At 34.2% G+C, this 22,612-nt stretch carries 19 protein-coding genes; 9 read left to right on the top strand and 10 right to left on the bottom strand.

Features of this window, described 5'->3' with window-relative positions:
* Positions 1-119: 119 nt before the first annotated feature.
* Complete coding sequence (locus C4S29_RS05020; RefSeq protein ID WP_103913057.1) at positions 120-1,835, bottom strand: glycoside hydrolase family 3 protein; 1,716 nt, start codon at positions 1,833-1,835, stop codon at positions 120-122.
* A 104-nt stretch (positions 1,836-1,939) separates the two neighbouring features.
* On the opposite strand from C4S29_RS05020, the gene C4S29_RS05015 reads away from it, so the two are divergent.
* On the top strand, positions 1,940-2,455 hold the full coding sequence (locus tag C4S29_RS05015) for a hypothetical protein (protein ID WP_103913056.1): 516 nt from the start codon (positions 1,940-1,942) through the stop codon (positions 2,453-2,455).
* A gap of 30 nt (positions 2,456-2,485) precedes the next feature.
* Here the strand turns inward: C4S29_RS05015 and ribA are convergent, their stop codons facing one another.
* The 8 genes from ribA to C4S29_RS04975 form a co-directional block, all read right to left on the bottom strand.
* Positions 2,486-3,103, bottom strand: a complete 618-nt coding sequence (gene ribA, locus C4S29_RS05010) for a GTP cyclohydrolase II (protein ID WP_103913055.1) — start codon at positions 3,101-3,103, stop codon at positions 2,486-2,488.
* A gap of 28 nt (positions 3,104-3,131) precedes the next feature.
* Positions 3,132-3,563, bottom strand: coding sequence for a hypothetical protein (locus C4S29_RS05005; protein WP_103913054.1), 432 nt, complete (start codon positions 3,561-3,563; stop codon positions 3,132-3,134).
* Entirely contained in the window at positions 3,560-4,171 is a 612-nt protein-coding gene (locus C4S29_RS05000; RefSeq protein ID WP_103913053.1) for a DUF4254 domain-containing protein, read from the bottom strand. Before C4S29_RS05000 ends, C4S29_RS05005 begins: the two co-directional genes overlap by 4 nt.
* A gap of 22 nt (positions 4,172-4,193) precedes the next feature.
* On the bottom strand, positions 4,194-4,391 hold the full coding sequence (locus tag C4S29_RS04995; RefSeq protein WP_103913052.1) for a twin-arginine translocase TatA/TatE family subunit: 198 nt from the start codon (positions 4,389-4,391) through the stop codon (positions 4,194-4,196).
* A 31-nt stretch (positions 4,392-4,422) separates the two neighbouring features.
* Complete coding sequence (locus C4S29_RS04990) at positions 4,423-5,979, bottom strand: murein hydrolase activator EnvC family protein (RefSeq protein ID WP_103913051.1); 1,557 nt, start codon at positions 5,977-5,979, stop codon at positions 4,423-4,425.
* The gene (locus C4S29_RS04985) at positions 5,976-6,770 is read right to left on the bottom strand and encodes a DUF4292 domain-containing protein (protein WP_103913050.1); all 795 of its coding nucleotides are present in this window, start codon (positions 6,768-6,770) and stop codon (positions 5,976-5,978) included. The genes C4S29_RS04990 and C4S29_RS04985 overlap by 4 nt, the downstream gene beginning before the upstream one ends.
* Positions 6,771-6,859: 89 nt before the next feature.
* A complete protein-coding gene (locus C4S29_RS04980) occupies positions 6,860-7,885 on the bottom strand; it encodes a sugar phosphate nucleotidyltransferase (RefSeq protein WP_103913049.1) in 1,026 nt (341 codons plus the stop codon).
* A 60-nt stretch (positions 7,886-7,945) separates the two neighbouring features.
* Positions 7,946-9,394 (bottom strand): oligosaccharide flippase family protein, encoded by a 1,449-nt coding sequence (locus tag C4S29_RS04975; protein ID WP_103913048.1) that lies wholly within the window; start codon positions 9,392-9,394, stop codon positions 7,946-7,948.
* Positions 9,395-9,532: 138 nt separating this feature from the next.
* On the opposite strand from C4S29_RS04975, the gene C4S29_RS04970 reads away from it, so the two are divergent.
* The 4 genes from C4S29_RS04970 to C4S29_RS04955 all read left to right on the top strand — a co-directional run bounded on the left by C4S29_RS04970 (position 9,533) and on the right by C4S29_RS04955 (position 16,351).
* Positions 9,533-10,870, top strand: coding sequence for a dihydroorotase (locus C4S29_RS04970; RefSeq protein ID WP_103913047.1), 1,338 nt, complete (start codon positions 9,533-9,535; stop codon positions 10,868-10,870).
* A gap of 302 nt (positions 10,871-11,172) precedes the next feature.
* Positions 11,173-11,886 carry an AAA family ATPase gene (locus C4S29_RS04965; RefSeq protein WP_103913046.1) on the top strand — a complete coding sequence of 238 codons (714 nt, stop codon included), beginning with the start codon at positions 11,173-11,175 and terminating at the stop codon, positions 11,884-11,886.
* A 138-nt stretch (positions 11,887-12,024) separates the two neighbouring features.
* Entirely contained in the window at positions 12,025-13,266 is a 1,242-nt protein-coding gene (locus C4S29_RS04960; RefSeq protein WP_146063257.1) for a glycosyl hydrolase family 17 protein, read from the top strand.
* Between the two features lie 160 nt (positions 13,267-13,426).
* Entirely contained in the window at positions 13,427-16,351 is a 2,925-nt protein-coding gene (locus C4S29_RS04955; RefSeq protein WP_103913045.1) for a M16 family metallopeptidase, read from the top strand.
* A 382-nt stretch (positions 16,352-16,733) separates the two neighbouring features.
* Here C4S29_RS04955 and C4S29_RS04950 read toward each other — a convergent pair whose 3' ends face one another.
* Positions 16,734-17,840, bottom strand: a complete 1,107-nt coding sequence (locus C4S29_RS04950; RefSeq protein WP_103913044.1) for a DUF3078 domain-containing protein — start codon at positions 17,838-17,840, stop codon at positions 16,734-16,736.
* 538 nt (positions 17,841-18,378) lie between these two features.
* Here C4S29_RS04950 and C4S29_RS04945 point away from each other — a divergent pair.
* The 4 genes from C4S29_RS04945 (at position 18,379) to C4S29_RS04930 (ending at position 22,544) form a co-directional block, all read left to right on the top strand.
* Positions 18,379-19,149, top strand: a complete 771-nt coding sequence (locus C4S29_RS04945) for a rhomboid family intramembrane serine protease (protein WP_103913043.1) — start codon at positions 18,379-18,381, stop codon at positions 19,147-19,149.
* 102 nt (positions 19,150-19,251) lie between these two features.
* On the top strand, positions 19,252-20,361 hold the full coding sequence (gene dprA / locus C4S29_RS04940; protein ID WP_103913042.1) for a DNA-processing protein DprA: 1,110 nt from the start codon (positions 19,252-19,254) through the stop codon (positions 20,359-20,361).
* 181 nt (positions 20,362-20,542) lie between these two features.
* Entirely contained in the window at positions 20,543-21,901 is a 1,359-nt protein-coding gene (gene gdhA, locus C4S29_RS04935) for an NADP-specific glutamate dehydrogenase (RefSeq protein WP_103913041.1), read from the top strand.
* A 295-nt stretch (positions 21,902-22,196) separates the two neighbouring features.
* Complete coding sequence (locus C4S29_RS04930; RefSeq protein ID WP_103913040.1) at positions 22,197-22,544, top strand: hypothetical protein; 348 nt, start codon at positions 22,197-22,199, stop codon at positions 22,542-22,544.
* Positions 22,545-22,612: the final 68 nt, after the last annotated feature.

Raw genomic sequence — 22,612 nt, 5'->3', positions numbered from 1 at the left:
TTAAATATTTTGAAGCAGAAAGTTACTGCTATTTTCACTTTCAGTCCCGCTTTCCGCTGTATCTTTTTCTTTTTTTAAAAGAAAAAGGATGTCGCTGCAATCGGGGCTAACATTGAAGATTATTTTTTCTTTTCACTTTTTTCTAATTCCACTTCCAAATCCATTCCCATTCCTTCTTTAATATTATCATTCACCAAAACTGGAATTCTACCATGAATGGTCGATTCACCGGAAAGTGCTTTTTCTACTGCAGTTTGAGAATCGTCATTATTTTCATAAGCCACTAAAACGGTAGAAGTTTTAGAAATATCGACATCTTTTAAAGCGTAAGGACTTCCGAAAACGGTGAGAATGACGTTTTGATTTTTATTTAATTCCGCTAAAATAGTTTTGCTTTCGGCAGAAATTTTAAAAGATTTATAAACCGTAGAATTGTCTTTATGAAAACCTACAATGACTTTAGAGTTCGCCGGAATTGTCGAGATTTCAGAAGGTTTTTTTAATATTACCGTTGTTTCTAAATTTAATTGATCAAGAAAAGTTTGGTAAGGTGCTTCTTCTAAAGGCACAAAATAATAGGTTTCTTTGCAATTTAAAGGCAATAGTTTTTTATCATCTTTTATTAAAGTTAAAGCATTGCTGTAAAGTTTTTGCGATAATTTTATATGCGTTTCATTATTTAGATCTTCATTAATATTTTCTGGGTTTCGTGGTTCGTATTTCGTTAAGCCCAAATAATATTTCGTTAAAAGAATTTTTTTCACGCTTTCTTCTACTCTTTTTTCAGGAATTTCGCCATTATCAATGGCCTGTTGGATGCGTTTCTTGGCTTCTACAACGCCATCGGAAAAAAGTAAAATATCATTTCCTGCTTTGAACGCCATTTCATCAACTTCACCAGGTTTGTATCGTTTTGCAACAGCGCCCATATTTAAGGCGTCCGTGATTATTAAACCTTTATAACCAATTTTTTCCTTTAAAAGTTTCGTTACAATTTCATAAGACAAAGAAGCAGGATTTTTTTTTGTTTCTAAAGCGGGAACATATAAATGTGCGACCATTACGCCGCCTATTCCTTTATGTGCCAATTCTCTAAAAGGTGCGAGTTCAACGGAATTTAAACGAGAAAGACTTCCATTTATAACGGGCAAATCTAAATGCGAATCGGTGTCTGCATCGCCGTGACCGGGAAAATGTTTCATGGCTGCTAAAATATTATGATCTTGCAATCCTTCGAAATAAGCGGTTGCAGATTTCACCACATTATCTACGGTTGAGCCAAAACTTCGGTTACCGATAATTGGATTATTTGGATTGGTGTTCACATCTACAACCGGTGCGAAATCCCAGTTAATGCCCATTCTCTTGCAATCTTCGGCAATTTGTGAAGACATTTCGTAGATTAGTTTTTTATCTTGAATGGCGCCTAAAGTCATTGCCCAAGGAAATTTGTGCGCAGCGGCAATTCTTTGAAACAAGCCCCATTCTGCATCCATCCCAATCATTAATGGAACTTTAGATCGTTGTTGAAATTCATTAACCAAATCAATTTCACGAGCGGCATCATCTTGCATTAAAATTAAACCGCCGATTTTTTCTTTTTCTACTAAATTTCTTACAAAATTGATATGCGCTTCATCTTTATTGGTGTAAAGTGCGATGATAAATAATTGCCCGAGTTTTTCGTCTTGACTTAAATTTTGATAAGTAGAATCTACCCATTCTTGAGCATATTTTTTGTCTTTATGTGTGATGTTTTTCGGCAAATACTGGGCTTTTATGCTCTGTGTAAAGATTACAAATATTAAAAGAAGGGTTGAGAAAAAACTTTGCATGTCTCTGATTTGGTTTAAAAACAAAAATACGTTTTTTAATTATTTTAAAGTGGCACTTAATTGGTATATATTTTGAAAGTAAAAAATTAATTAAATTTAAAAAGATGAAAAAAATATTTTCTTTAGCAATTATTGGGCTTTTAACATTTACCGTTGTAGGTTGTACCCGAACAACTGAAACTGTAGCCCAAGTGCAAGATAACGATACGTATTCTACCGCTTACGATTTAAACAATGTGAGTTTTGCCAAAGACAGCAATGGAAATTACACGATTGGTAGAAATTTTAATAATCCTTTGGTAGAAAGTGATGTGGTTTTAATTTTCAGAAAATCTGGAACAACAAATAATGGAAGCCCAGTATGGCAATCGATCCCAAGAACGCTGTATTTAACGCAAGGTGAATTGGATTATGACTATGATTTCAGTAAAGTAGATATTTTGATAAGAGCAGGTGGAACTTTTGACCCAGGATTAGCACCTACTTATATTAATAATCAAACTTTTCGGGTAGTTGTAGTTCCAGCTTCAACTGGGAAAAACGCAAATTTAGATTTAACGGATTATGCAAGTGTAGCAAAATTTTATAATATAAAAGAAAGCAATATAAAAAGTCTCTAAATAGAATTTTGATAAAAAAAGCAACTGAAATTAATCAGTTGCTTTTATTTGTGTTTCGGTTTCATCTTCTAGAAGATGGCCAAAATAGGATTTTTTAGTTTGCAAATATTCTTTGCTTTCTTTAGTGGAAGGCATTTGTAAAGCAATTCGGGAGTTCAGCGTTACTGTGCTTTTTTCTACTGCGTCTAGTTTTAGTGGATTATTAGTTAATAAATTAACTTCCGCAATGCCTAATTTTTTTAAAATCTCGATTGCAACGGTAAAATCTCGATCATCTGCAGGAAGCCCTAATTTAAGATTTGCTTCCACAGTGTCAAAACCTTGCTCTTGCAAAGCGTACGCTTTCAGTTTATTGATAATTCCGATATTTCTACCTTCTTGCCGAAGATAAACAATTATACCCGTATTTTCAGCCATGTATTTCATAGCGGCGTCTAATTGCTGACCACACTCACATTTCTTGGAGTGAAAAACTTCTCCTGTGATGCATTCCGAATGAAAACGGACATTGACTGGTTTAGAAAAATCGGTGTTTTCCGCAACTATTGCGAGGTGTGGCATCCAGTTGTTATCAACTTCTGAGAACGCCATTATTCTAAAATTCCCGAAATCTGTGGGAACTAAAGATTCTGCTTGTAATTGTACCATTTAAGAGTAAAGGTTATTTTTATAGTAATTAATTTAAAGATTCCAACAAATTAATATTGGTTTTGATACGTACGAGATAGCGATTTAAAACCTCATCTTCATCCGCATTCATGTATTTTCGGAGTTTCTGTATTTTTTTATATGAATCAGAAAAATCTTTGTACGCAGATTTTTGCGCTTTTTTATCTTTTCTTAAATCTGCCGAAATGTAACTCGTAATCGAAGTTTTTAATTGTTGAACCTCTCTATTAACGGCAGTATTTCTGAATTTTGGGAAAGTAGACATTAAATTGGTCAGTTCTGATTGGTAAGTAACTGCTTCAGATTTTACGCCGACATCACCTGTAGACGACATATCATTGACAATACTATCTGAAATAGGCGACAAATTTATCTTTTCTGTGGAACAACTCGTCACTAAAATTGCAAAAACAAAGGCTACCCCAAAAATTCTTATCATTTTTTTGTTTTTTGATATAAGATTGGATTCAAAGACTCGTCATTGTACATTTTCATTTGCTTGTACATTTTCATCTTTACGGTTCCGTTCTCAATATCAATTAACAATTGATCTATAGCATTAGATAAATCTTCGTGCTGCTCCAGAAGTACGTTTAGTTTTGCTTGACATTTTTGCCTATGGTCCTCCGAAGCACTTTCTCTTTCTGCTTCATGCCGCATGTGGTAGACCTTTAATGCTAAAATAGACAAGCGATCTACAGCCCAAGCAATAGTTTCGGTATTAATTTTAGCATCTGGTTTCGGCGAAATATTCTCATATTTTTTGTAAAACCAAGCATCAATATATTCCACTAAATCTGTTCTTTGCTGGTTGGAAGCATCAATTCTCCTCTTGAGTTTTAGGGCTTCATCGGGATTAATTTCTTCTTCTCTTATGATGTCTTCTAAATGCCATTGAACGGAATCTATCCAGTTTTTTGCATACAAAATTTGTTCCAAAGAATGGTCTTCGAAGGGGTTTTCTATTAAAGAATCAACATCATCATTTACATGATATTGTTCAATGGATTGGTTAAAAACTTTCCATGCGGTTTCGGAAAAAGACATATCTCTATTGTTTTAAACTCGGCTATTGGTTTTTATCTGATGTATTATCCGCCGATGGTTTTTTGTCGTCTTCCTTAACAGCGTCTTTAAATTCTTTAATGCCAGAACCTACTCCACGCATCAATTCTGGGATTTTTTTACCTCCGAAAAGTAGAATTAAAACTAAGGCAATTATTAAAATATGTTGCCAAGATAAATTTAGTATAGTAATTGTAATCATTTTGAAAATTTTAACAAAGTTATATTATTTTTTAATAAGAAACCCAACCTAAAGGATCAACCGGCGTATTTCCATTCCAGACTTGAAAATCTAATGTGTAAGTGCCATCAAAATCTTTCCCGACTTGTCCGACCACTGTTCCCGCAGCCACATTTTGGTTAACCGAAACATTAGTGCTAGAAAGGTTGCTGTACACTGTGAAATAATCGCCGTGTTTCACAATCACGGTTCTCGAGTCACCATCTGCTATAATTCTAGAAACCACACCGGGAAATACACACTGCGCATTCGTACCCGCAGAAACCGCTATTTTTATACCGATATTGTCTTCTACAATATTTTTGAAAACGGGGTGCTGCTGCCGTCCAAATCTATGTGTAATGGTGCCTCTAACCGGCATACTTATTTTACCGCGGTTTGCAGAAAAGCTGCTTCCCGACAAGTTGGGATTTACGCCAAAGTTTTTGTTTGCTTTGCTTTCAGCGGCCTTTTTTTCTTCGTTTTTGCTTTTTTCTAACGCCTCTTCGGCGGCTCTTGCTTCGGCCGCTTTATTAGCTGCAATTTTTGAAGCATTTGCTGCGGCAACAGCATCTTTGGCTGCTGCAACTCTTCTTTCTTCATCACGCGCGTTAGCATCTGCTTTTGCGGCATCAGCAATACGTTTTTTTTCTTCTTCCGCTTTCTTTGCTGCGAGATCAGCGGCTTTTTTTGCTGCTATATCCGCATCTCTTCTGGCTTTTTCTAAGGCGTCTGCTTTGGCTTTGTTTTCCGCATCAATTCTTGCTTTTTCTCTGTCTGCGGCTATTTTCGCTAATCTTACTCTTTCGGCTTCCGCTTTTTTCTCGGCTTCCGCTTTTGCTTTGGCTAATTTTATTTCTTCATTAATAATAGTTCGGATTTTAGCCTCTAATGCATTAGATTGCGCTTGCTTTTGCTTCAATTCTGCTGTAAGTTTGGTTTCATTGGCTTTAAAATCTGCCAATAACTTTTCTTTTTGAACCTTTTCTATATTTATAGTCTGCAAATCTTTCTCTTGGTTGGCGAGTAAATTTTCTTTCTCTTTCACTGATTTTTGTCTCGATGCAATGCTACGTTTTAAAACAATAGCCGCATTAGTAATTTCTGCTGCTTTTTTGTCTTGGTAATCAGAATATTGCTTCAAATATTGAACTCTCCTCAACGCTTCGCCTAAATTTTTTGAAGATAGAATAAAGGTCACTTTATTCTGCACACCTTTGTTTTTGTAAGCATTCACCAAAACATCAGCATAATTTTTCCTTAAAATTGCCAATTCTCTATTTTGGCGGTTGATTTCTAGTTGACGAAGATAAATATCATCTTCTATTAATCTTTTTTCTTTTTGCGTATTGCTATAGACTTTCTCGCGAAGTTGAATTTTTTGATTTACACCGTTTAAATAAGCCACAGAAAGTTTAGATTGGCTCTGGGTTTTGGCCAAATTAGCATTAATAGAAGCAATTTGTTTTTTAAGTGCGGCATTTTCTTGTTGCAATTGCTCCTTTTTCTGTGCAGAAAAAAGACCTACAAAAAGCAGCCCGATAAAAAAAATTACTTTCTTTAAAATCATCTAATAACAGTTTTCTTATAATTATTTGGGACGGAATACGGCGTTTCCATTTTAGAAAAGTCAAATTTCGTGTTTTCTAATAAAATTTCGCTCCTTTTCTTACCATTTATAATTATTTTAACGTTTTGTGGCAAGGGAATATTATTTACTATTTCCCAGTTGCTGTAGAAAACTTCCAAATTATCATCAGAACTGGCATCTTTTAAACTCACGCTTTCTAAATTAAAATCTGTGTTATAAACCATTTTTATTGCATATTCGCTTACTTTTCCGTTGCTTTTTATTTCTTGATTTTTTATTGAAGTTAAAGTATAATTTTCTGCATTTCTCGTCAGTTTAAAATCATTTTCGTCGATTGGAATGAAAGTTTTGCCAATTAGCAAATTTTGCAAAGATTTCAGATCTATAAAATTAACATTCAAAAGCTGATTTAAGTAGCTAAAATCTGAATCTATATAGGTTTTATTGTATTTTTCGTAGGCTTTTATGCCATCTGTTGTTGCGATTCCGCGTGCCATTTGCAAAAATAAAGCGGTAATATTTAGCCAAACTTTTTGATCTTTTTCAAGGTAAATTGTGGCGTCTAATGTGGGGATAAAACTACCGTTTTCTATATTTACTTTGCTATTAATTTTAAGGCCTTCGTAGGTAGATTCTTTTAAAATAGAATTGTAAAATACTTTAGATGATGCTAATTCTGCATTGCTATCAATAGGTTTATTAATCGCGGTTTTCGTTTTGCATGAGCCTAGAATAAGTGCGCAAAAAATTAAGACAAAGAACTTCTTCATAAATTTTTTTTAAACCGAAAGTTTACAATTTTTGCGCCATTTTGTGCTTTAAACACTGATTTGCTTTTATTTTCGGAAAAGTTTTTCATTTAATTCTCGCCTTTAGACAGAAAATCTAAAACTGAAAAATCTCCCAAAGAAATTTCTCTTGCAACGCCATAATAATGCGCAGAATTCCCTATCATAGAATTGCTTAAATTACCGTGATCAATCACCGTGTTTTCTTGGATTAATGAATTGTCTATATTAGAATTGATTACTACAGTATTGTTCCCTAAAGAAACACATGGCCCAATTTTAGAATTTTTAATCTTCACGTTTTCACCGATAAAACATGGTGGAATAATCATACAGTTTTCTATTTCTGCAGAAGATGGAAAATGCGACATTGCTTCGGCTTCATATTTCAAAACTTTACCGTTGGTTTCTACTGTTGCATTTTTGTTTCCACAATCCATCCAATCATCGACTTTACCAAGAGAAAACTTTGCGCCTTTTTGGCGAAGATTTTCCAAAGCACGCGTCAATTGGTATTCGCCGCCTTCTTTAATATCATTAGAAATAATGTAATTTATTTCTTCCATTAATTTTTCTGCACTTCGGAAATAATAAATCCCGATAATGGCTAAATCTGAGACAAATTCTTTTGGTTTTTCTACGAAATCTGTGATAAAACCATAATCATCCAATTTCACCACACCAAAAGCGGAAGGATCATCTACTTTTTTCACCCAAATTACGCCGTCAGAATTGGTATCTAATTTAAAATCTGCTTTAAATAAAGTGTCTGCAAAAGCCACAACTACGTCGCCTTGCATAGAATCTTCTGCACATTTTATAGCGTGTGCCGTGCCAAGCGGTTCGTCTTGAACATAAATTGTTCCTTTTGCGCCAAGACTTTCTGCAATTTTCATTAACGATTTTTCGGCTTCTACTCCAAAATCTCCAATAATAAAAGCGATTTCATCCACATTTTCTCCCGCAACTTTTGCAATATCTTCTACCAATCTTTGCACAATTGGCTTTCCCGCAATTGGGATGAGTGGTTTTGGAACAGTAAGTGTGTGTGGTCTAAGTCTGGAACCTCTTCCAGCCATTGGAACTATTATTTTCATAATTTTAATTCTTTTTTCTAATTTTTATTAGATGTGCAAAACTACTATATTTTTCTAAAATTACCGAATGAGTCTTTTTATTTGGTCTTTTTCAATAATGCTAATTATTGCAATATACAATAATAATAGTGCGTTCCCAATAACTAAATTTCCTTTAAAAACATAAAAAGAAAGCACCGAAAATAATATGCTTCCACCTAAATAAAGCAAAATTTTCTTTAGGTGGTATGGAACAGGATAATAATACTGACCTAAGAAATAGGAAACCGTCATCATAGAAAAATAGGAAAAAAAAGTAGCCCAAGTTGAAGCCCAAAACCCATATTTTGGAATAAAATAAACATTTATCGCAATGGTTACAATTGCACCTAACCCAGAAAGATAAGCACCAAAAATAGTTTTATCAGACAATTTATACCAAACAGACATATTGAGATAAATACCCAGAAAAACGGCTGCCATCAAAACAATCGGTACAATCGGAATCCCAATATTATACGCAGGATTTCTTAAATAAAAATGCGCCAACCAATTCAAATTCGCACATAAGGCCAAAAGTATAACGCAGTTTACTACCACAAACATATCCATTAATTTTGCGTAAGAATTACCAGAATTTTCGTTTTTTGCATGAGAGAAAAAGAAAGGTTCTATTCCTAATAAATAGGCTTGTCTGAATAAAGTGAGAAAAGTCACAATTTTGCAAACAGCGCCGTAAATTGCCATTTGCTCAGTATTAATTCCGTCGGGTAATAAATATTTTAAAAACTGGCGATCCATGGTTTCGTTTACAACGCCCGCTAAACCTGCAATTGTAATCGGCCAAGAATAAGCCATCATTTTTTTCCATAATTGCCAATCGAAAGCAGTAATTCTTACACTTTTTAATTCCTGAAAAAGCAGCAAAAAAGTAACGCCACTTGCCACTAAATTAGCAATAAAAACGTAACCAATTCCTAAACTCGCATTATATTTTAAACCTAAAAATCCTGTGTTTCCCAATCTCGGAAGTAGAACTAAAAAAAATAAAACCAGCAAAAAATTAATGACACCGTTTATAATTTTGATCACAGCATATTTCTTTGGACGTCCCGTTTTTCTTAAAATCACAAACGGCATCGTGCTTAAACCATCTAAACCTAAAACAAAAACAATCATTAATAATAGATTAATTTGATCTGGCGTTTTGAAAGCAATGGCTAAATCTACTCGGAAAATATATGAAAAAATGACAAAAATAAGTGACGCAAAAACCACACTTAAAGTGGCTGTAGAAATCAGTTTCCGAGAATCTTGTTCTTTTTCTGCAAACCGAAAAAAAGTGGTTTCCATGCCGTGCGAAAGCAAAACAATGATAATTCCTGCAACGGAATAAAAATCAATAAAAGGTGCTAAAGCAGTGGGGCCAAATCTTGCGGTAACAATTGGCGAAATGATAAATGGAAAAAGGCGGATAATAACCGTGCTTAAACCATAAATTGCCGTTTGTCCCAATAATTTTTTATACAAAATCTAATTAGTTTTTTGCAAAGATAATTATTTAGATTCGAGATTTTAAAAGAGTTTTTTCTTAAGTTGATAATACTTAAATTTGTCTAAATCCTTGTTTAAGAAATTTTTTAATCTCTAAACCTCCAATCTCAAGACATGAAAATTTTAATAAAAAACGCCAAACTCGTCAATGAAAACCAAATTTTTGAAAGTGATTTGCTCATAGAAAATGATTTAATTAAAAAAATTGCACAAAATATTTCAGAAGAAAATGTTGATAAAATAATTGACGCTTCAGGAAAATATCTTTTACCTGGAATTATAGACGACCAAGTGCATTTCCGCGAACCAGGCCTAACTTGGAAAGGCGATATTGAAAGCGAATCTCGCGCCGCAATTGCTGGCGGAATCACGAGTTTTATTGAGCAACCCAACACAGTTCCAAATGCTGTGACGCAAGAAGTTTTAGAAGAAAAATATAAAATTGCCTCCAAAAATTCTTACGCCAATTATTCTTTTATGATGGGCGGAACTAATGATAATTTGGAAGAATTACTAAAAACAAATCCCAGAAATGTGGCGGGAATTAAACTTTTTCTCGGTTCTTCAACAGGAAATATGCTCGTTGATAATCCAGAAAGTTTAGAGAAAATTTTTTCGAATGTTAAATTATTAATCGCCGTTCACTGCGAAGATGAAACTACGATAAAAGAAAATTTAGCAAAAGCCAAAGAAAAATACGGCGAAGATATTCCCGTAGAAATGCATCCGATTATTAGAAGTGAAGACGCTTGCTACATTTCATCTTCAAAAGCCATTGATTTGGCCAAAAAAACGGGCGCAAGATTGCATGTTTTTCATCTTTCAACAGCAAAGGAAATGGATTTATTTCAAAATAATATTCCTTTAAAAGAGAAAAAAATTACGGCAGAAGTTTGTGTGCATCACCTAAGTTTTAGCGATAAAGATTATTCAGTAAAAGGAAATTTCATCAAATGGAATCCTGCCATAAAAACCCAAAAAGACCAAGATGCACTGTGGAAAGCGCTTTTAGATGATAGAATTGACGTAGTTGCAACCGATCACGCGCCGCATACTTTGGAAGAAAAATCTCAAAAATATTTGCAAGCGCCGTCTGGCGGGCCTTTGGTGCAACACGCTTTAAATCAAATGCTTGAACATTATAAAAACGGGAAAATATCTTTGGTAAAATTGGTAGAAAAAATGTGTCATAATCCTGCCATTTTGTTTGAAATTGAAAAACGTGGTTTTCTAAAAGAAGGTTTTAAGGCAGATTTAGTTTTGGTAGATTTGAATGAAAAATACACAGTTTCAAAAGAAAATATTTTAGCAAAATGCGGTTGGAGCCCGTTTGAAGGAACAACTTTTCATTCAAAAATAACGCATACTTTCGTGAATGGAAATTTGGTTTATGAAAACGGTGAAATTAATCAAGAAAAATGCGGCGAAAGATTGCTGTTTGAGCGAGTTTAATTTTAGTTGGGCGCCAATTTCCGCCTTCCACTCCCAATCCCGCCGCGGCGGGGATTTCCGTTCAAGTCGGGGCGCAGTTTCGTGTATAAAACAAGATTTGTTTTTTAATTTTACTAACCTTTTCAAGTTTCAAAACCTTGACAAGGTTCTGAAAAGAATCGACAAAAAAAATAACAGACTTTAAAATCCCACGCAACTATCCTTGTCAAGGTTCAAAACCTTGACAAGGTTAGTGTAAAAAGTTCTGTAATTTCGCTAAAATCCAAAAAAGTTGAATTTTTTTTAATAAAAATGGCAACATTATGGTTAAACGATTTTTGGAAGCAAAACTGAAACAAAAATTTAATGAAGGAAAAGCCATCATTTTAATGGGTGCAAGACAAGTGGGAAAAACCACTTTACTGAAAAATATTTTCGAAAACGAAAACGATTATATTTGGCTAAATGCAGATGAACAAGACGTTATAAATCTATTTGAAAACCCAAATTTTTTAAGATTAAAACAATTTTTCAGGAATAAAAAATTTGTGATTATCGATGAAGCCCAAAGAATACCGGATGTTGGTTTAAAATTAAAATTAATTACAGACGAAATTCCAAGCATACAATTAATCGCTACAGGAAGTTCTTCTTTTGAATCGGCGAATAGCGTAAATGAACTGAAGAGCAGCAAAAAAAATTATTTTTATGATAATGGAATCCGCAATGCCTTAATCGCCAATTTCACAATTGCAGAAAACCGCGAAGATATTGGGAAGTTGTGGGAAAACTTTTTGGTTTCAGAAAGAATTAAAAAATTAAATTACCAACAATTATGGAAAAATTATTGGTTTTGGCGCACTAAAGAGCAAAAAGAAAGCGATTGGCTAGAAGAAAGCGATGGAAAATTAGAAGCATTTGAATTCAAATGGAATGCAAAAGCAAATTTAAAAGTCCCGAAACAATTTTCAGGAGCTTATCCAGAAAGTGATTTCAAAGTGATTAGCCAGAACAATTGCGAAGATTTCTTGCTTTAAAAAACTGGCAAAATAGTGCCTTTTGATAGACCATAATTTTATTGCAAAATAGATTGAAGTTTCATAATATTTTTATTTAATTTTAAGCCTATAAAATTTTTCAGAATACCAAATTTCGATATATTAAAAAACTTTACCATGAAATTATTATCAAAACTAGTTAGTTATTTGCTCCTTTTATCCAATATTATTTCTTGCACTGCCGCTCCAAAACCTTCAGATAAAACTGCAAAAGAAATACTTGGAAACCCCAATTATCAAGCAATTTGTTACAGTGGTTATCGGGAAAATAATAGAGATGCGAGACCGACTTTAGAACAAACCAAAGAAGATTTGAAAATTTTGGCAGCGCTTAATTTCAAAATTGTGAGAACGTACAAAACCAAATACAACGAATCTTCAATTGTACTAGAAGCCATCAAAGAATTGAAAAAAGAAGATCCAAAATTTGAAATGTACATGATGCTTGGCGTTTGGATTGATTGCGAAAACGCTTTTACCAATCTAGAACCCAATCATAATGCAGAAAATCTAGAAGCAAATGAATTAGAAATAAAAAATGCTGTGGCGCTTGCCAAGCAATATCCAGATATTGTTAAAATAATTGCCGTAGGAAATGAAGCAATGGTAAAATGGGCCACAAGCTATTATGTGCAGCCCAACATTATATTAAAATGGGTGAATTATCTCCAAAAACTAAAAAAAGAAAATGTAATTTCTAAAGATATTTGGATTACAAGTTCAGATAATTTTGCTTCTTGGGGAGGCGGTGGATCAGAATACCACACTCCAGATCTAGAAAAATTAATAAAAGCCGTTGATTATATTTCCATGCACACCTATCCAATGCACGACACACATTATAATCCCAATTTTTGGAAAACGCCAGAATCTGAAAAAAACCTCAGCAAGAAGGAAAAAATAGATGCAGCAATGTTGCGCGCCAAAAATTATGCAAAAGGGCAATATGCCGCCGTAAAAAATTATATGGAAAGTTTAGGCGTAGATAAACCAATACATATTGGCGAAACAGGCTGGGCAAGTTCTTCAGACGGTTTTTATGGCAACGAAGGATCTAGAGCAACAGACGAATACAAACAAAAAATCTACTATGACGCCATGAGAGCATGGACCAATAAAGAAAACATAACTTGTTTTTATTTTGAGGCATTTGATGAAATTTGGAAAGATGCCGCAAATCCTGCCGGTTCCGAAAACCATTTTGGTCTCTTCAAAGTAGATGGCACCGCAAAATACGTTCTTTGGGGAAAAGTAGATGACGGAACTCTAGCACCATTTTCAAGAGACGGAAAACCCATTACTAAAAGTTATAATGGCAGCCTAGAAAAACTATTTTCTGAAGTAGAAGCACCGAAGTAATTGTATTATTTGAAGGTTCTTACAGCGGTTTTTCTAAAAAACTTATTGTCAAAAAAAACAACTATCGAAAACAAATCCTGCTTTTTTTTAAGTAAAAAAGAAAAAAGACACTTGTAAAAGGATTTTCTATATATTTGTTTTAATCAAAAAAAATATCAATATGATCAAAAAATCATTACAATTTCTACTTTTATTTTTGGTAGTCAACCTTTTTGCGCAAAGCAAATTTGAATGGAAAACCGCCACAGATGGAGGTTACACGTATAAGTACGTTTCAAACGACCCAATGAAAGCCAGATTTTACAAACTGAAAAATGGTTTAACTGTAATTTTAAGTCCAACACCGAAAGACCCAAGAATTCAGGCGTATGTAGCGGTGAAAGCCGGCAGCAAAACCGATCCTGCAACAAACACAGGTTTGGCGCATTATCTTGAGCACATGCTTTTTAAAGGAACCGATAAATATGGCACTTTGGATTGGGTAAAAGAAAAACCGCAATTGGATAAAATTGATGCGCTTTACGAAACCTACAATCAAACAACGGATGAAGCGAAAAGAAAGGCAATTTATCATAAAATAGATTCCGTTTCTGGCGTGGCAAGTAAGTTTGCAATTGCAAATGAATACGATAAATTAATGTCTTCTATGGGCGCACAAGGAACAAATGCCTTCACCAGTTTTGAAGAAACGGTTTATACGGATGATGTCCCAAGTTCTTCTATTGATAAATACATTACCGTACAAGCGGAACGTTTCAGAAACCCAGTTTTAAGATTGTTCCACACAGAATTAGAGGCGGTTTACGAAGAAAAAAACCGTGGTTTAGATAGTGATTCTCGGCAAGTTTTTGAAACTTTATTTGCGAATTTATTTAAAAAACATAATTACGGAAAGCAAACCACCATCGGAACAATTCACGATTTAAAAAATCCTTCATTAATAAAAATCCGAAATTATTTTAATACCTACTATGTTCCCAATAATATGGGCATCATTATGTCGGGAGATTTTAATCCAAATGAAGTGATTGCAAAAATTGATGCTTCTTTTAAAAATATGGTGGCAAAACCAGTCCCAAAATATACTTTTGAGCAAGAAAGCCCTATAAAAACTCCAATTATTAAAGAAATTGTAGGTCCAGACGCTGAAAGTTTAACCATGGGTTTCAGACTTCCAGGCAATAAAGACAAAGATGTATTAATTGCAGATTTGGTTGGCCAAGTTTTAACTAATGGTAAAGCAGGTTTATTAGACTTAAATTTAGTAAAAAAACAAAAATTACTGAGCGCTTATGCCTTCACCTATACGTTGATTGATCATGGTGTGCTTTATTTACAGGCATCACCAACAACCGGCCAGTCTTTAGACGAAGTGAAAACATTGCTTTTGGGCCAAATAGAAAATTTGAAAAAAGGAGATTTTGACGAATCTTTGATTACTTCCATCGTTAATAATATCAAAAAAGATAAAATTTACGAAAGTGAAACTTACGGAAGCCGCGCTAATTCTTTAATGAGCGCTTTTACCTCTGAACTCAATTGGCGCGATCAAGTTGCTTATGTGAATGATTTATCTAAAATCACTAAAGCAGATGTAGTAAATTTTGCTAATAAATATTTGGGCAATAATTACGTGGCGGTTTTAAAAAGAAAAGGTGAAAAACAAAACCGCGAAAAGGTTGAAAAACCAGCAATTACTGCTGTAGAAACCAATCCAGACAAGCAATCGCCTTTTGTGAAAATGGTAGATGATATGCCAAATAATCCTTCTGCGCCAGTGTTTTTAGATTATAATAAAGATTTGCAAAAATCTAATTTAGGCGCTGCGGAAGTTCTTTATGTTCCCAATAAAGACAATTCTATTTTCCGTTTAAGTTACCGCTACAAAGTGGGAACTTTAAACGATTTAAAAGAATCTTTAGCGGCAGGTTATATTCAGTTTTTAGGAACCGATAAAATGTCTGCCGAGCAAATTTCTAAAGAGTTTTATAAAATTGCTTGTAGTTTTAATATTTCTACGGGTGAAGAATATACCACGGTTTCCATCGAAGGATTGCAAGATAATTTTGACAAAGCCGTTTCGCTTTATGAAAATATCATCAACAATATTAAACCTGATGATGCGGCTTTAAAAAGTTTGATTGCAAGAATTCAAAAAAGCAGAAAAGACCGAAAACTAAGCAAAGGCGCAATTATGCAAGGCCTCACAAATTATGCAATTTATGGCGCAGATAATAAATTTAATTATACATTAAGCGATAAAGATTTAGACGCCACTACGTCACAAGAATTAGTAGATCGTTTAAAAAATCTAAATAATTTTGAGCAAACCATTATTTATTATGGCCCTAAACCTTTAAATGAATTGGTTTCAAGTTTAAAAACAGAGCACAAAGTTCCTGCAGCCTATACAATGGGAAGCCCGAAAAAGGAATTTAAACAAATAAAACCGGCCACCAACCAGGTTCTATTTGCAAACTATGATATGGTGCAAGCAGAAACAAGATGGATTAGAAACACAGACACTTACAATCCTGAAAAAACCACATTAATTGATGTTTTCAACAATTATTTTGGCGGCGGAATGGGCTCCATCGTTTTCCAAACTATTCGCGAAAGTAAAGCATTGGCTTACAGCACTTACGGCTACTACGTAAGTCCACAGAAAAAAGACCAGGATTATTATCTGTTGGGATATGTGGGCAGCCAAGCAGATAAATTTAACGAAGCAACTGACGCAATGAACGAACTTCTAAACACCTTACCCAATTTAGAAGGCAACCTTATTTTGGCGAAAAACCAAGTCAAAAAGGACATTCAAACGGAAAGAATTACACAAGATGGTATAATTTATAACTATTTGCGAGCAAAAGAATTGGGACTAAATGAAGATATTCGTAAAAAAGTTTACAACGAAGTGGATGACGTAAAAATGGCAGATTTAGATAAATTTCACGATGAATATTTTAAAGGAAAGCCATACACTTATGCAATTGTTGCTTCCGATAAAAAAGTATCAATGGAACAACTAAAAAAATTAGGCGACGTAAAAGTCTTGACTTTAGAAGAAATTTTCGGGTACTAATCCTTATCTTTCAACAAACAAACCGCTTCAGAAATGGAGCGGTTTTTTTTACAACTGTCTTTTTCAAAAAATTAATTTTTTTTGGGCGCCTTTATCCGTCTTCCACTCCCAATCCCGCTGCCGCTGGGATTTCCCTTCAAGCCGAGGCGCGAGATTCTCACTACATTACAATTGGTTTTTCATTAAGAGCAAATTTTTTAGAAATTTTTAAGCCCTACATTTTTCATGAATCGAATTCATCTAGAAACCGCTTCTTTTTTTCTTAAAATCAATCCATCTTTTCAATGCTAAAATCATTACGACCAAAACTTTGGCTTAAAGTTTAATATTTTCTAATAATTTTCTATAACTGCTATTTTTTATAAGCAATCATTTTTTGAATTTATCTGGCAATAAAAGGCTTTATCAACTTCTTTTTCAATTCCTTGTCATCATCCACAAAACCAAAATTATAAGAAACACCAATACCTAAAGATTGCTTCAACTGCAATTTTTGTACCTGATCGTGATCATAAAGCAAGTCTAAACTCACCAAAGTACTTATAAATTTATTAAACTTCATATTCAAAACACCGCTGTAAGCAATATCAACACGTTCAGGATGAAAGAGATAATTGGTGAAAAAATTAAGATTATTAGTAAAATTGATGTTTTTAAAAATATTCACACGATACTGTACATTAAGCATCGCACCGATTTCACTCCGCAAACTTTGCCCGTCTCTTTCCAAACCAAAATTACCCGCTTTTTGTAATTCATGATCTGCTACAATGGTAAATTTTCCATTAATGGGACGAAAAATAATTTGAAAATTTTCTTGCGGATTATAAGAAATACCAAGTCCCAAATTCACATAAGCCGGCGCTAAAAAATTTGAAATCCGATCTGAACGTGTTGGATCGGGCGTGCTGCTGTAATTGTAGCCTGGCATAAACTGCGATACAAATTGCAAGCCTGTGGAGAGGTAATAATTTTGTCCCAAATCATACCCATAATTTCCACTAAAATCCATATAATCATCTGTTTTGCGGGCTGCCTGACCAGAATTAGCAACAAAACCGTACCCCATTTTAAAATTAAAATCTAAAAAATGCCGGTTTTTTTTATAATTGATCTGATAATTCACCTTACCTATTACGCCAATATTATTATTCCCTCCGCTGTTCCAATTAGAAAAAGCAGATTGGTTAAAAACCAAAGTGTTTTGCCCATAATAAAACCAATGTTTTGGATCTTTTGTGCGCAGCAGATTAAATGGCGTAAGTGGAATATCTTGTGGTGTATTTGGCACCAAAAGCGTGTGGTTTATCGCCAAAGTATCTGCTGGTTTCACGAAAATCGGTAACAATTTCACCTCAGAAATACTATCTAAGCGAGCAGCGTTTTTCTGCCAGTGTTGTTGGTTTAGAGAATCAATTGTTTGTAGATAATTACTTTCCTGTCCTTTATAAAAACAAAAAAACAGGAGGAAAAAGCCTGTCCACTTCATAATTTCATTAAAATAATATTTGCAAAAGTATTGAATAAAAATTAGTTGCAATATTGTATTTAATTTAAAAAAAACAAATAATTAAAACACAAATACCTAAAACTTTAAAACGGGTTTCATAATAAACAAAAATAAGCCTCATAAAATAGAAAATTCTCAAAAATTAAAACGGCATTTTGCAATCTATTCATACCTTAAAACTAAAAAAATTGCGCCTTTGCGATTAAAAAATTAGCAAACAAAAAAATAAAAATATGCAAACAACGAATCACGCCTTGCGCCTTAAATAAGCATCAAAACTAAAAAAAAAAGCGCCTTCGCGATTAAAAAATTAGCAACCAAAAAAATAAAAATATGCAGACAGTGAATCACGCTTTGCGCCTTAAATAAGCATCAAAACTAAAAAAATTGCGCCTTTGCGATTAAAAATTGTCCTAAAATTCACCATTTGTCTTAAAATTTCTATTTTAATTAGATAAAAATTGCCAAATTTACTTACTTCTAAATATTGGCTTCACATTTGAGCCCCCATTCTAAAATGTTGAAAAAAGCACGCTTATATCGTCCAATCCTATACCCTTTGCTAATGTTGAGTGGTATGTGGTTTGTTTTTTTATTGCAGATGCACGGCTTTTTTGAGTCTTGCAGCGGCGCAATAATTCCGCTTGTTCCCGAAGGTTTAAAAGGGATATTCTTTTCGCCATTTCTGCACGGCAGTTTAGAACACATTATGGGAAATAGTATTCCGATAGGCATTTTGATGTTTCTGCTCTACTATTTTTATCCGAGAATTGCCAATATGGTTTTCTTCTTAGGCTGGGTTTTAACGGGCTTACTTGTTTGGCTTTTACCACCAATTGATGTTTTTACCGGGAAATATATGTACACCTGCATAATTGGTGCTAGTGGATTGGTTTATTTAATGGCCTTTTTTCTTTTTTTCAGTGGGATATTTCGTTGGGATTTAAAATTAATGGCCGTTTCATTAGTCGTTGCGTTTTATTATGGCAGTTTAATTTGGGGCGTTTTGCCCGAAGAATTATTTTCGCATTTAGCAGAACCAAGCAGAATTTCTTGGCAAACACATCTTGCGGGCGCACTTGTTGGGAGTATTATGGCTTTTTTATTTAAAAAAATCGGTAATAAAAAAAATAGATTTATTTGGCAATTCCCTAATTATTATAGCGAAAAAGACGATAAACTTTGGCAAGAATACAAAGAACAGCATCCAAACGACTTCGAAGAAATGCCACAAATAAAGAAAGAAAATGTATGGGACCGATTAGATGAAATACGAAAAAACCACTAAAATTTTGTAGTTTTGAATTTAGTACTAGACAAAAATTAAATAAGCATTTTTTTACCGCAAAATTTTGTCATTTAGTAAGATTTTTAAGCATAATAATGGCCTATGTTTTCAGACGAACACTTGTATTCCATCGCATTGCGGCGCAGCAATTTAATTGGTGATATTAATTTTCAAAAATTAGTAGAAGCCGTTGGTTCCGCGAAAGAAGTGTGGGAAATTTCTAAATCTGGTTTGAAAAAAATTGATGGAATTGGCGCCAAAATTTTAAAAGACATCGGCAATCCAGAGCATTTATCGTTTGCTGAAAAAGAACTGGAGTTTTGTTTTAAAAATAATATTAAAATTAATTTGCGCCATTTAAACCAACTTCCGAAATTGCTAAATGAGTGCGAAGATGCACCCGCAATACTCTATCAAAAAGGCAATTTCGACGAAGCCAAGAAAAAAATTAGCATCGTAGGAACGCGAAATATTACACCCTACGGAAAACAATTTATCGAAGAACTCACAGGCGCTTTAAAGCCTCAAAACTGCCTCACAATTAGCGGTTTAGCCTTGGGTGTAGATGCCGAAGTTCATCAATATTCGCTAAAAAACAACATTCCTACAGTTGGTGTTTTGGCGCACGGTTTTCACACATTTTATCCCGCAAAAAACAAGAAACTTTCCCAAGAAATACTCCAAGAAAATGGCTGTTTATTTACAGAGTTTAATTCTTCCCAAAAACCGGATCGCGAAAATTTTATCCAAAGAAACCGCCTAATTGCCGGGCTTTCTCCCGCTACAATTGTCGTAGAATCGGCCTTTGGTGGCGGCTCTATGAGCACCGCAACATTCGCTAACTCTTACAACAGAGATGTTTTTGCGTTGCCCGGAAAAATTACAGATAAATACAGCCAGGGCTGCAACCAACTGATTTTGCAAAATAAAGCCCAAATTATTTCAACCATAGATTTGCTTTTAGACCACCTTCGTTTCACAGAACCCAAAGAAAAAATCGAAGAACTTTTCCCAACGTCTGAAAGAAGAAAACTAATGTCTGAAAATCAAGAAAAAGTTTACAACATTATTGCAAAGCATCCTAAAATTACTTTGGATGATTTAGCACAAAAACTAGAAGAACCATCTTACAAAGTTTCTGGATTAATATTAGAACTAGAACTATTAGGACTATTGAAATCCTTTTCGGGGAAACAATTTTCAGTAAAGTAATTATCTTCTTTTATTGATAATTTATAGAAATTTCCTTTATATTTAAAGATTACTATTTTTAATACCAAAATTATGAGATTAATAAAAATTTAAGCTCAAAAATCTTTATTTTAACAAAATCTTTAAAATGATTTGCAGTATTTCAAAAAAAAATTAAATTTGTTACACAAACATCTATACAATGGAACATTATAACGTAGAGCAAAAAATAGAAGAATTTATTGCAAAAATAGAAGCCAAAAACCCCAACGAACCAGAATTTTTACAAGCCGTAAAAGAAGTTGCAGTTACTGTACTACCTTTTATTGCGACAAAACCGCAATACAATGGGATGAAACTTTTGGAAAGAATGGCAGAGCCAGAAAGAACCATCATTTTTCGTGTGGCTTGGGTAGATGATAAAGGAGAAATACAAGTAAACCGCGGTTTCAGAATCCAAATGAACTCGGCAATTGGCCCGTATAAAGGCGGAATTCGTTTTCATCCGACCGTCAATCTCTCCGTTTTAAAATTTTTGGCTTTCGAGCAAGTATTTAAAAATTCTTTAACGACTTTACCAATGGGCGGTGGAAAAGGCGGCTCAGACTTTGATCCTCAAGGAAAATCTGATATGGAAGTGATGCGTTTTTGCCAAGCATTTATGACGGAACTTTGCAAACACATCGGCCCACAAACCGACGTTCCTGCGGGAGACATTGGCGTAGGCGCACGCGAAATAGGCTACCTTTTTGGGCAGTACAAAAAAATTAGAAACGAGTTCACAGGTGTTTTAACAGGAAAAGGAATTGCTTATGGCGGCTCATTAATTCGCCCAGAAGCAACGGGTTATGGCGTGGTTTATTTTTGCGAGCAAATGCTTCGTACTATAGGTGAAACCATTAAAGACAAAGTATTTGCCGTTTCAGGTTTCGGAAATGTGGCTTGGGGTGTTATCAAAAAAGTAGATGAATTGGGCGGCAAAGTCGTTACCATTTCAGGGCCAGACGGTTATATTTACGATAAAGACGGCATCACTGGCGAAAAAATAGATTATTTATTAGAATTACGCGCAATCGGAAACAACCGCGCAGAAGATTATATCTCCAAATATCCAAATGCAGAATTTCACGCGGGGAAACATCCTTGGGAAGTAAAATGCGACGTGGCAATTCCTTCTGCCACACAAAATGAATTGGATGTAACGGATGCTAAAAAACTCGTAGAAAATGGCGTAATGTGCGTTACAGAGGCCGCAAATATGCCTTGCGATTTAGAAGCCATCAACTATTTTATAGACAACAAAGTATTATTTTCTCCTGGCAAAGCCTCAAATGCTGGAGGTGTAGCCACTTCCGGGTTAGAAATGACGCAAAATTCCATTCGCCTCAATTGGAGTTCCGAAGAAGTAGATGCCCGTTTAAAAGAAATTATGGTTGGCATTCATACCGCTTGCCGAAATTACGGCAGAGAAGAAGACGGCTATGTGAACTATGTGAAAGGTGCAAATATTGCAGGTTTTGTAAAAGTTGCAGAAGCCATGTTGGCGCAAGGCGTGGTATAAAAACAAATTTGAAATAAAAAAAAGCCTGGAAGAAATTTCGGGCTTTTTTGTTCCTTATTACTTTGTCATTGCGAGGAATGAGGAACGAATGACGAGGCAATCCGTCGTTTTTTGAAATAAGAAGCAAGAAAATCCTACATTTTTCGAAAACCTTTCCCGTGTTCCGCTATATCCCGCCGCGGCGGGGATGCCGCTTCACCCGGGGCTAGAATTTCGGGTGGTTTTTCTTTTGAAGGGAAGTATTGGACGTTTTAGATTAAAAAAGTATTTTTGACTGAAGAAAATACTTTTTAAAATGGAATCTTTAGAACATTTTACTTTCAAACCAAGTGTTTATAAAAACCAAAAGGTAATATTTATCTATTTTGAGAAAAAATATGAGTTAATTAAAATAATAAAATCAATTGAAGGATCGGTATGGAGTTCCAAAAAAACTGCTTGGTATATTTCTGATACGCCTGAACATCGAAAACTATTTAATATAAAGTTAATAGAAATACTAAATGAGCAAGGAAATTTAGAATTGCAAAAATTTAAAAATTACCTCAATTCTAAACGCTACAGCCAAAATACGATAAAAACCTACGCCGATGCATTGCAATCTTTTTTAATATTTAGAGCCTGTTTAAATTTCATTCAATAAATTTTTTATAGCCTTTTCTTAATTTTCTAAATTAAAATAAACTCTGTTTATTCTTAAATTTAACATTA

It is taken from the genome of Halpernia humi (genome assembly GCF_900108025.1).
Classification (GTDB): Bacteria; Bacteroidota; Bacteroidia; order Flavobacteriales; family Weeksellaceae; genus Halpernia; species Halpernia humi.
This window is presented reverse-complemented; position numbering and strand designations above follow the sequence as displayed.

Coding starts and splice junctions, on each gene's coding strand:
- C4S29_RS04930 (WP_103913040.1), top strand. CDS start 22,197: ATGGAATCTTTAGAACATTTTACTTTCAAACCAAGTGTTTATAAAAAC.
- C4S29_RS04970 (WP_103913047.1), top strand. CDS start 9,533: ATGAAAATTTTAATAAAAAACGCCAAACTCGTCAATGAAAACCAAATT.
- C4S29_RS04995 (WP_103913052.1), bottom strand. CDS start 4,391: ATGATTACAATTACTATACTAAATTTATCTTGGCAACATATTTTAATA.
- C4S29_RS04965 (WP_103913046.1), top strand. CDS start 11,173: ATGGTTAAACGATTTTTGGAAGCAAAACTGAAACAAAAATTTAATGAA.
- C4S29_RS05020 (WP_103913057.1), bottom strand. CDS start 1,835: ATGCAAAGTTTTTTCTCAACCCTTCTTTTAATATTTGTAATCTTTACA.
- C4S29_RS05005 (WP_103913054.1), bottom strand. CDS start 3,563: ATGATAAGAATTTTTGGGGTAGCCTTTGTTTTTGCAATTTTAGTGACG.
- C4S29_RS04955 (WP_103913045.1), top strand. CDS start 13,427: ATGATCAAAAAATCATTACAATTTCTACTTTTATTTTTGGTAGTCAAC.
- dprA (WP_103913042.1), top strand. CDS start 19,252: ATGTTTTCAGACGAACACTTGTATTCCATCGCATTGCGGCGCAGCAAT.
- C4S29_RS04945 (WP_103913043.1), top strand. CDS start 18,379: ATGTTGAAAAAAGCACGCTTATATCGTCCAATCCTATACCCTTTGCTA.
- C4S29_RS05000 (WP_103913053.1), bottom strand. CDS start 4,171: ATGTCTTTTTCCGAAACCGCATGGAAAGTTTTTAACCAATCCATTGAA.
- C4S29_RS04950 (WP_103913044.1), bottom strand. CDS start 17,840: ATGAAGTGGACAGGCTTTTTCCTCCTGTTTTTTTGTTTTTATAAAGGA.
- gdhA (WP_103913041.1), top strand. CDS start 20,543: ATGGAACATTATAACGTAGAGCAAAAAATAGAAGAATTTATTGCAAAA.
- C4S29_RS04990 (WP_103913051.1), bottom strand. CDS start 5,979: ATGATTTTAAAGAAAGTAATTTTTTTTATCGGGCTGCTTTTTGTAGGT.
- C4S29_RS04985 (WP_103913050.1), bottom strand. CDS start 6,770: ATGAAGAAGTTCTTTGTCTTAATTTTTTGCGCACTTATTCTAGGCTCA.
- ribA (WP_103913055.1), bottom strand. CDS start 3,103: ATGGTACAATTACAAGCAGAATCTTTAGTTCCCACAGATTTCGGGAAT.
- C4S29_RS04980 (WP_103913049.1), bottom strand. CDS start 7,885: ATGAAAATAATAGTTCCAATGGCTGGAAGAGGTTCCAGACTTAGACCA.
- C4S29_RS05015 (WP_103913056.1), top strand. CDS start 1,940: ATGAAAAAAATATTTTCTTTAGCAATTATTGGGCTTTTAACATTTACC.
- C4S29_RS04960 (WP_146063257.1), top strand. CDS start 12,025: ATGAAATTATTATCAAAACTAGTTAGTTATTTGCTCCTTTTATCCAAT.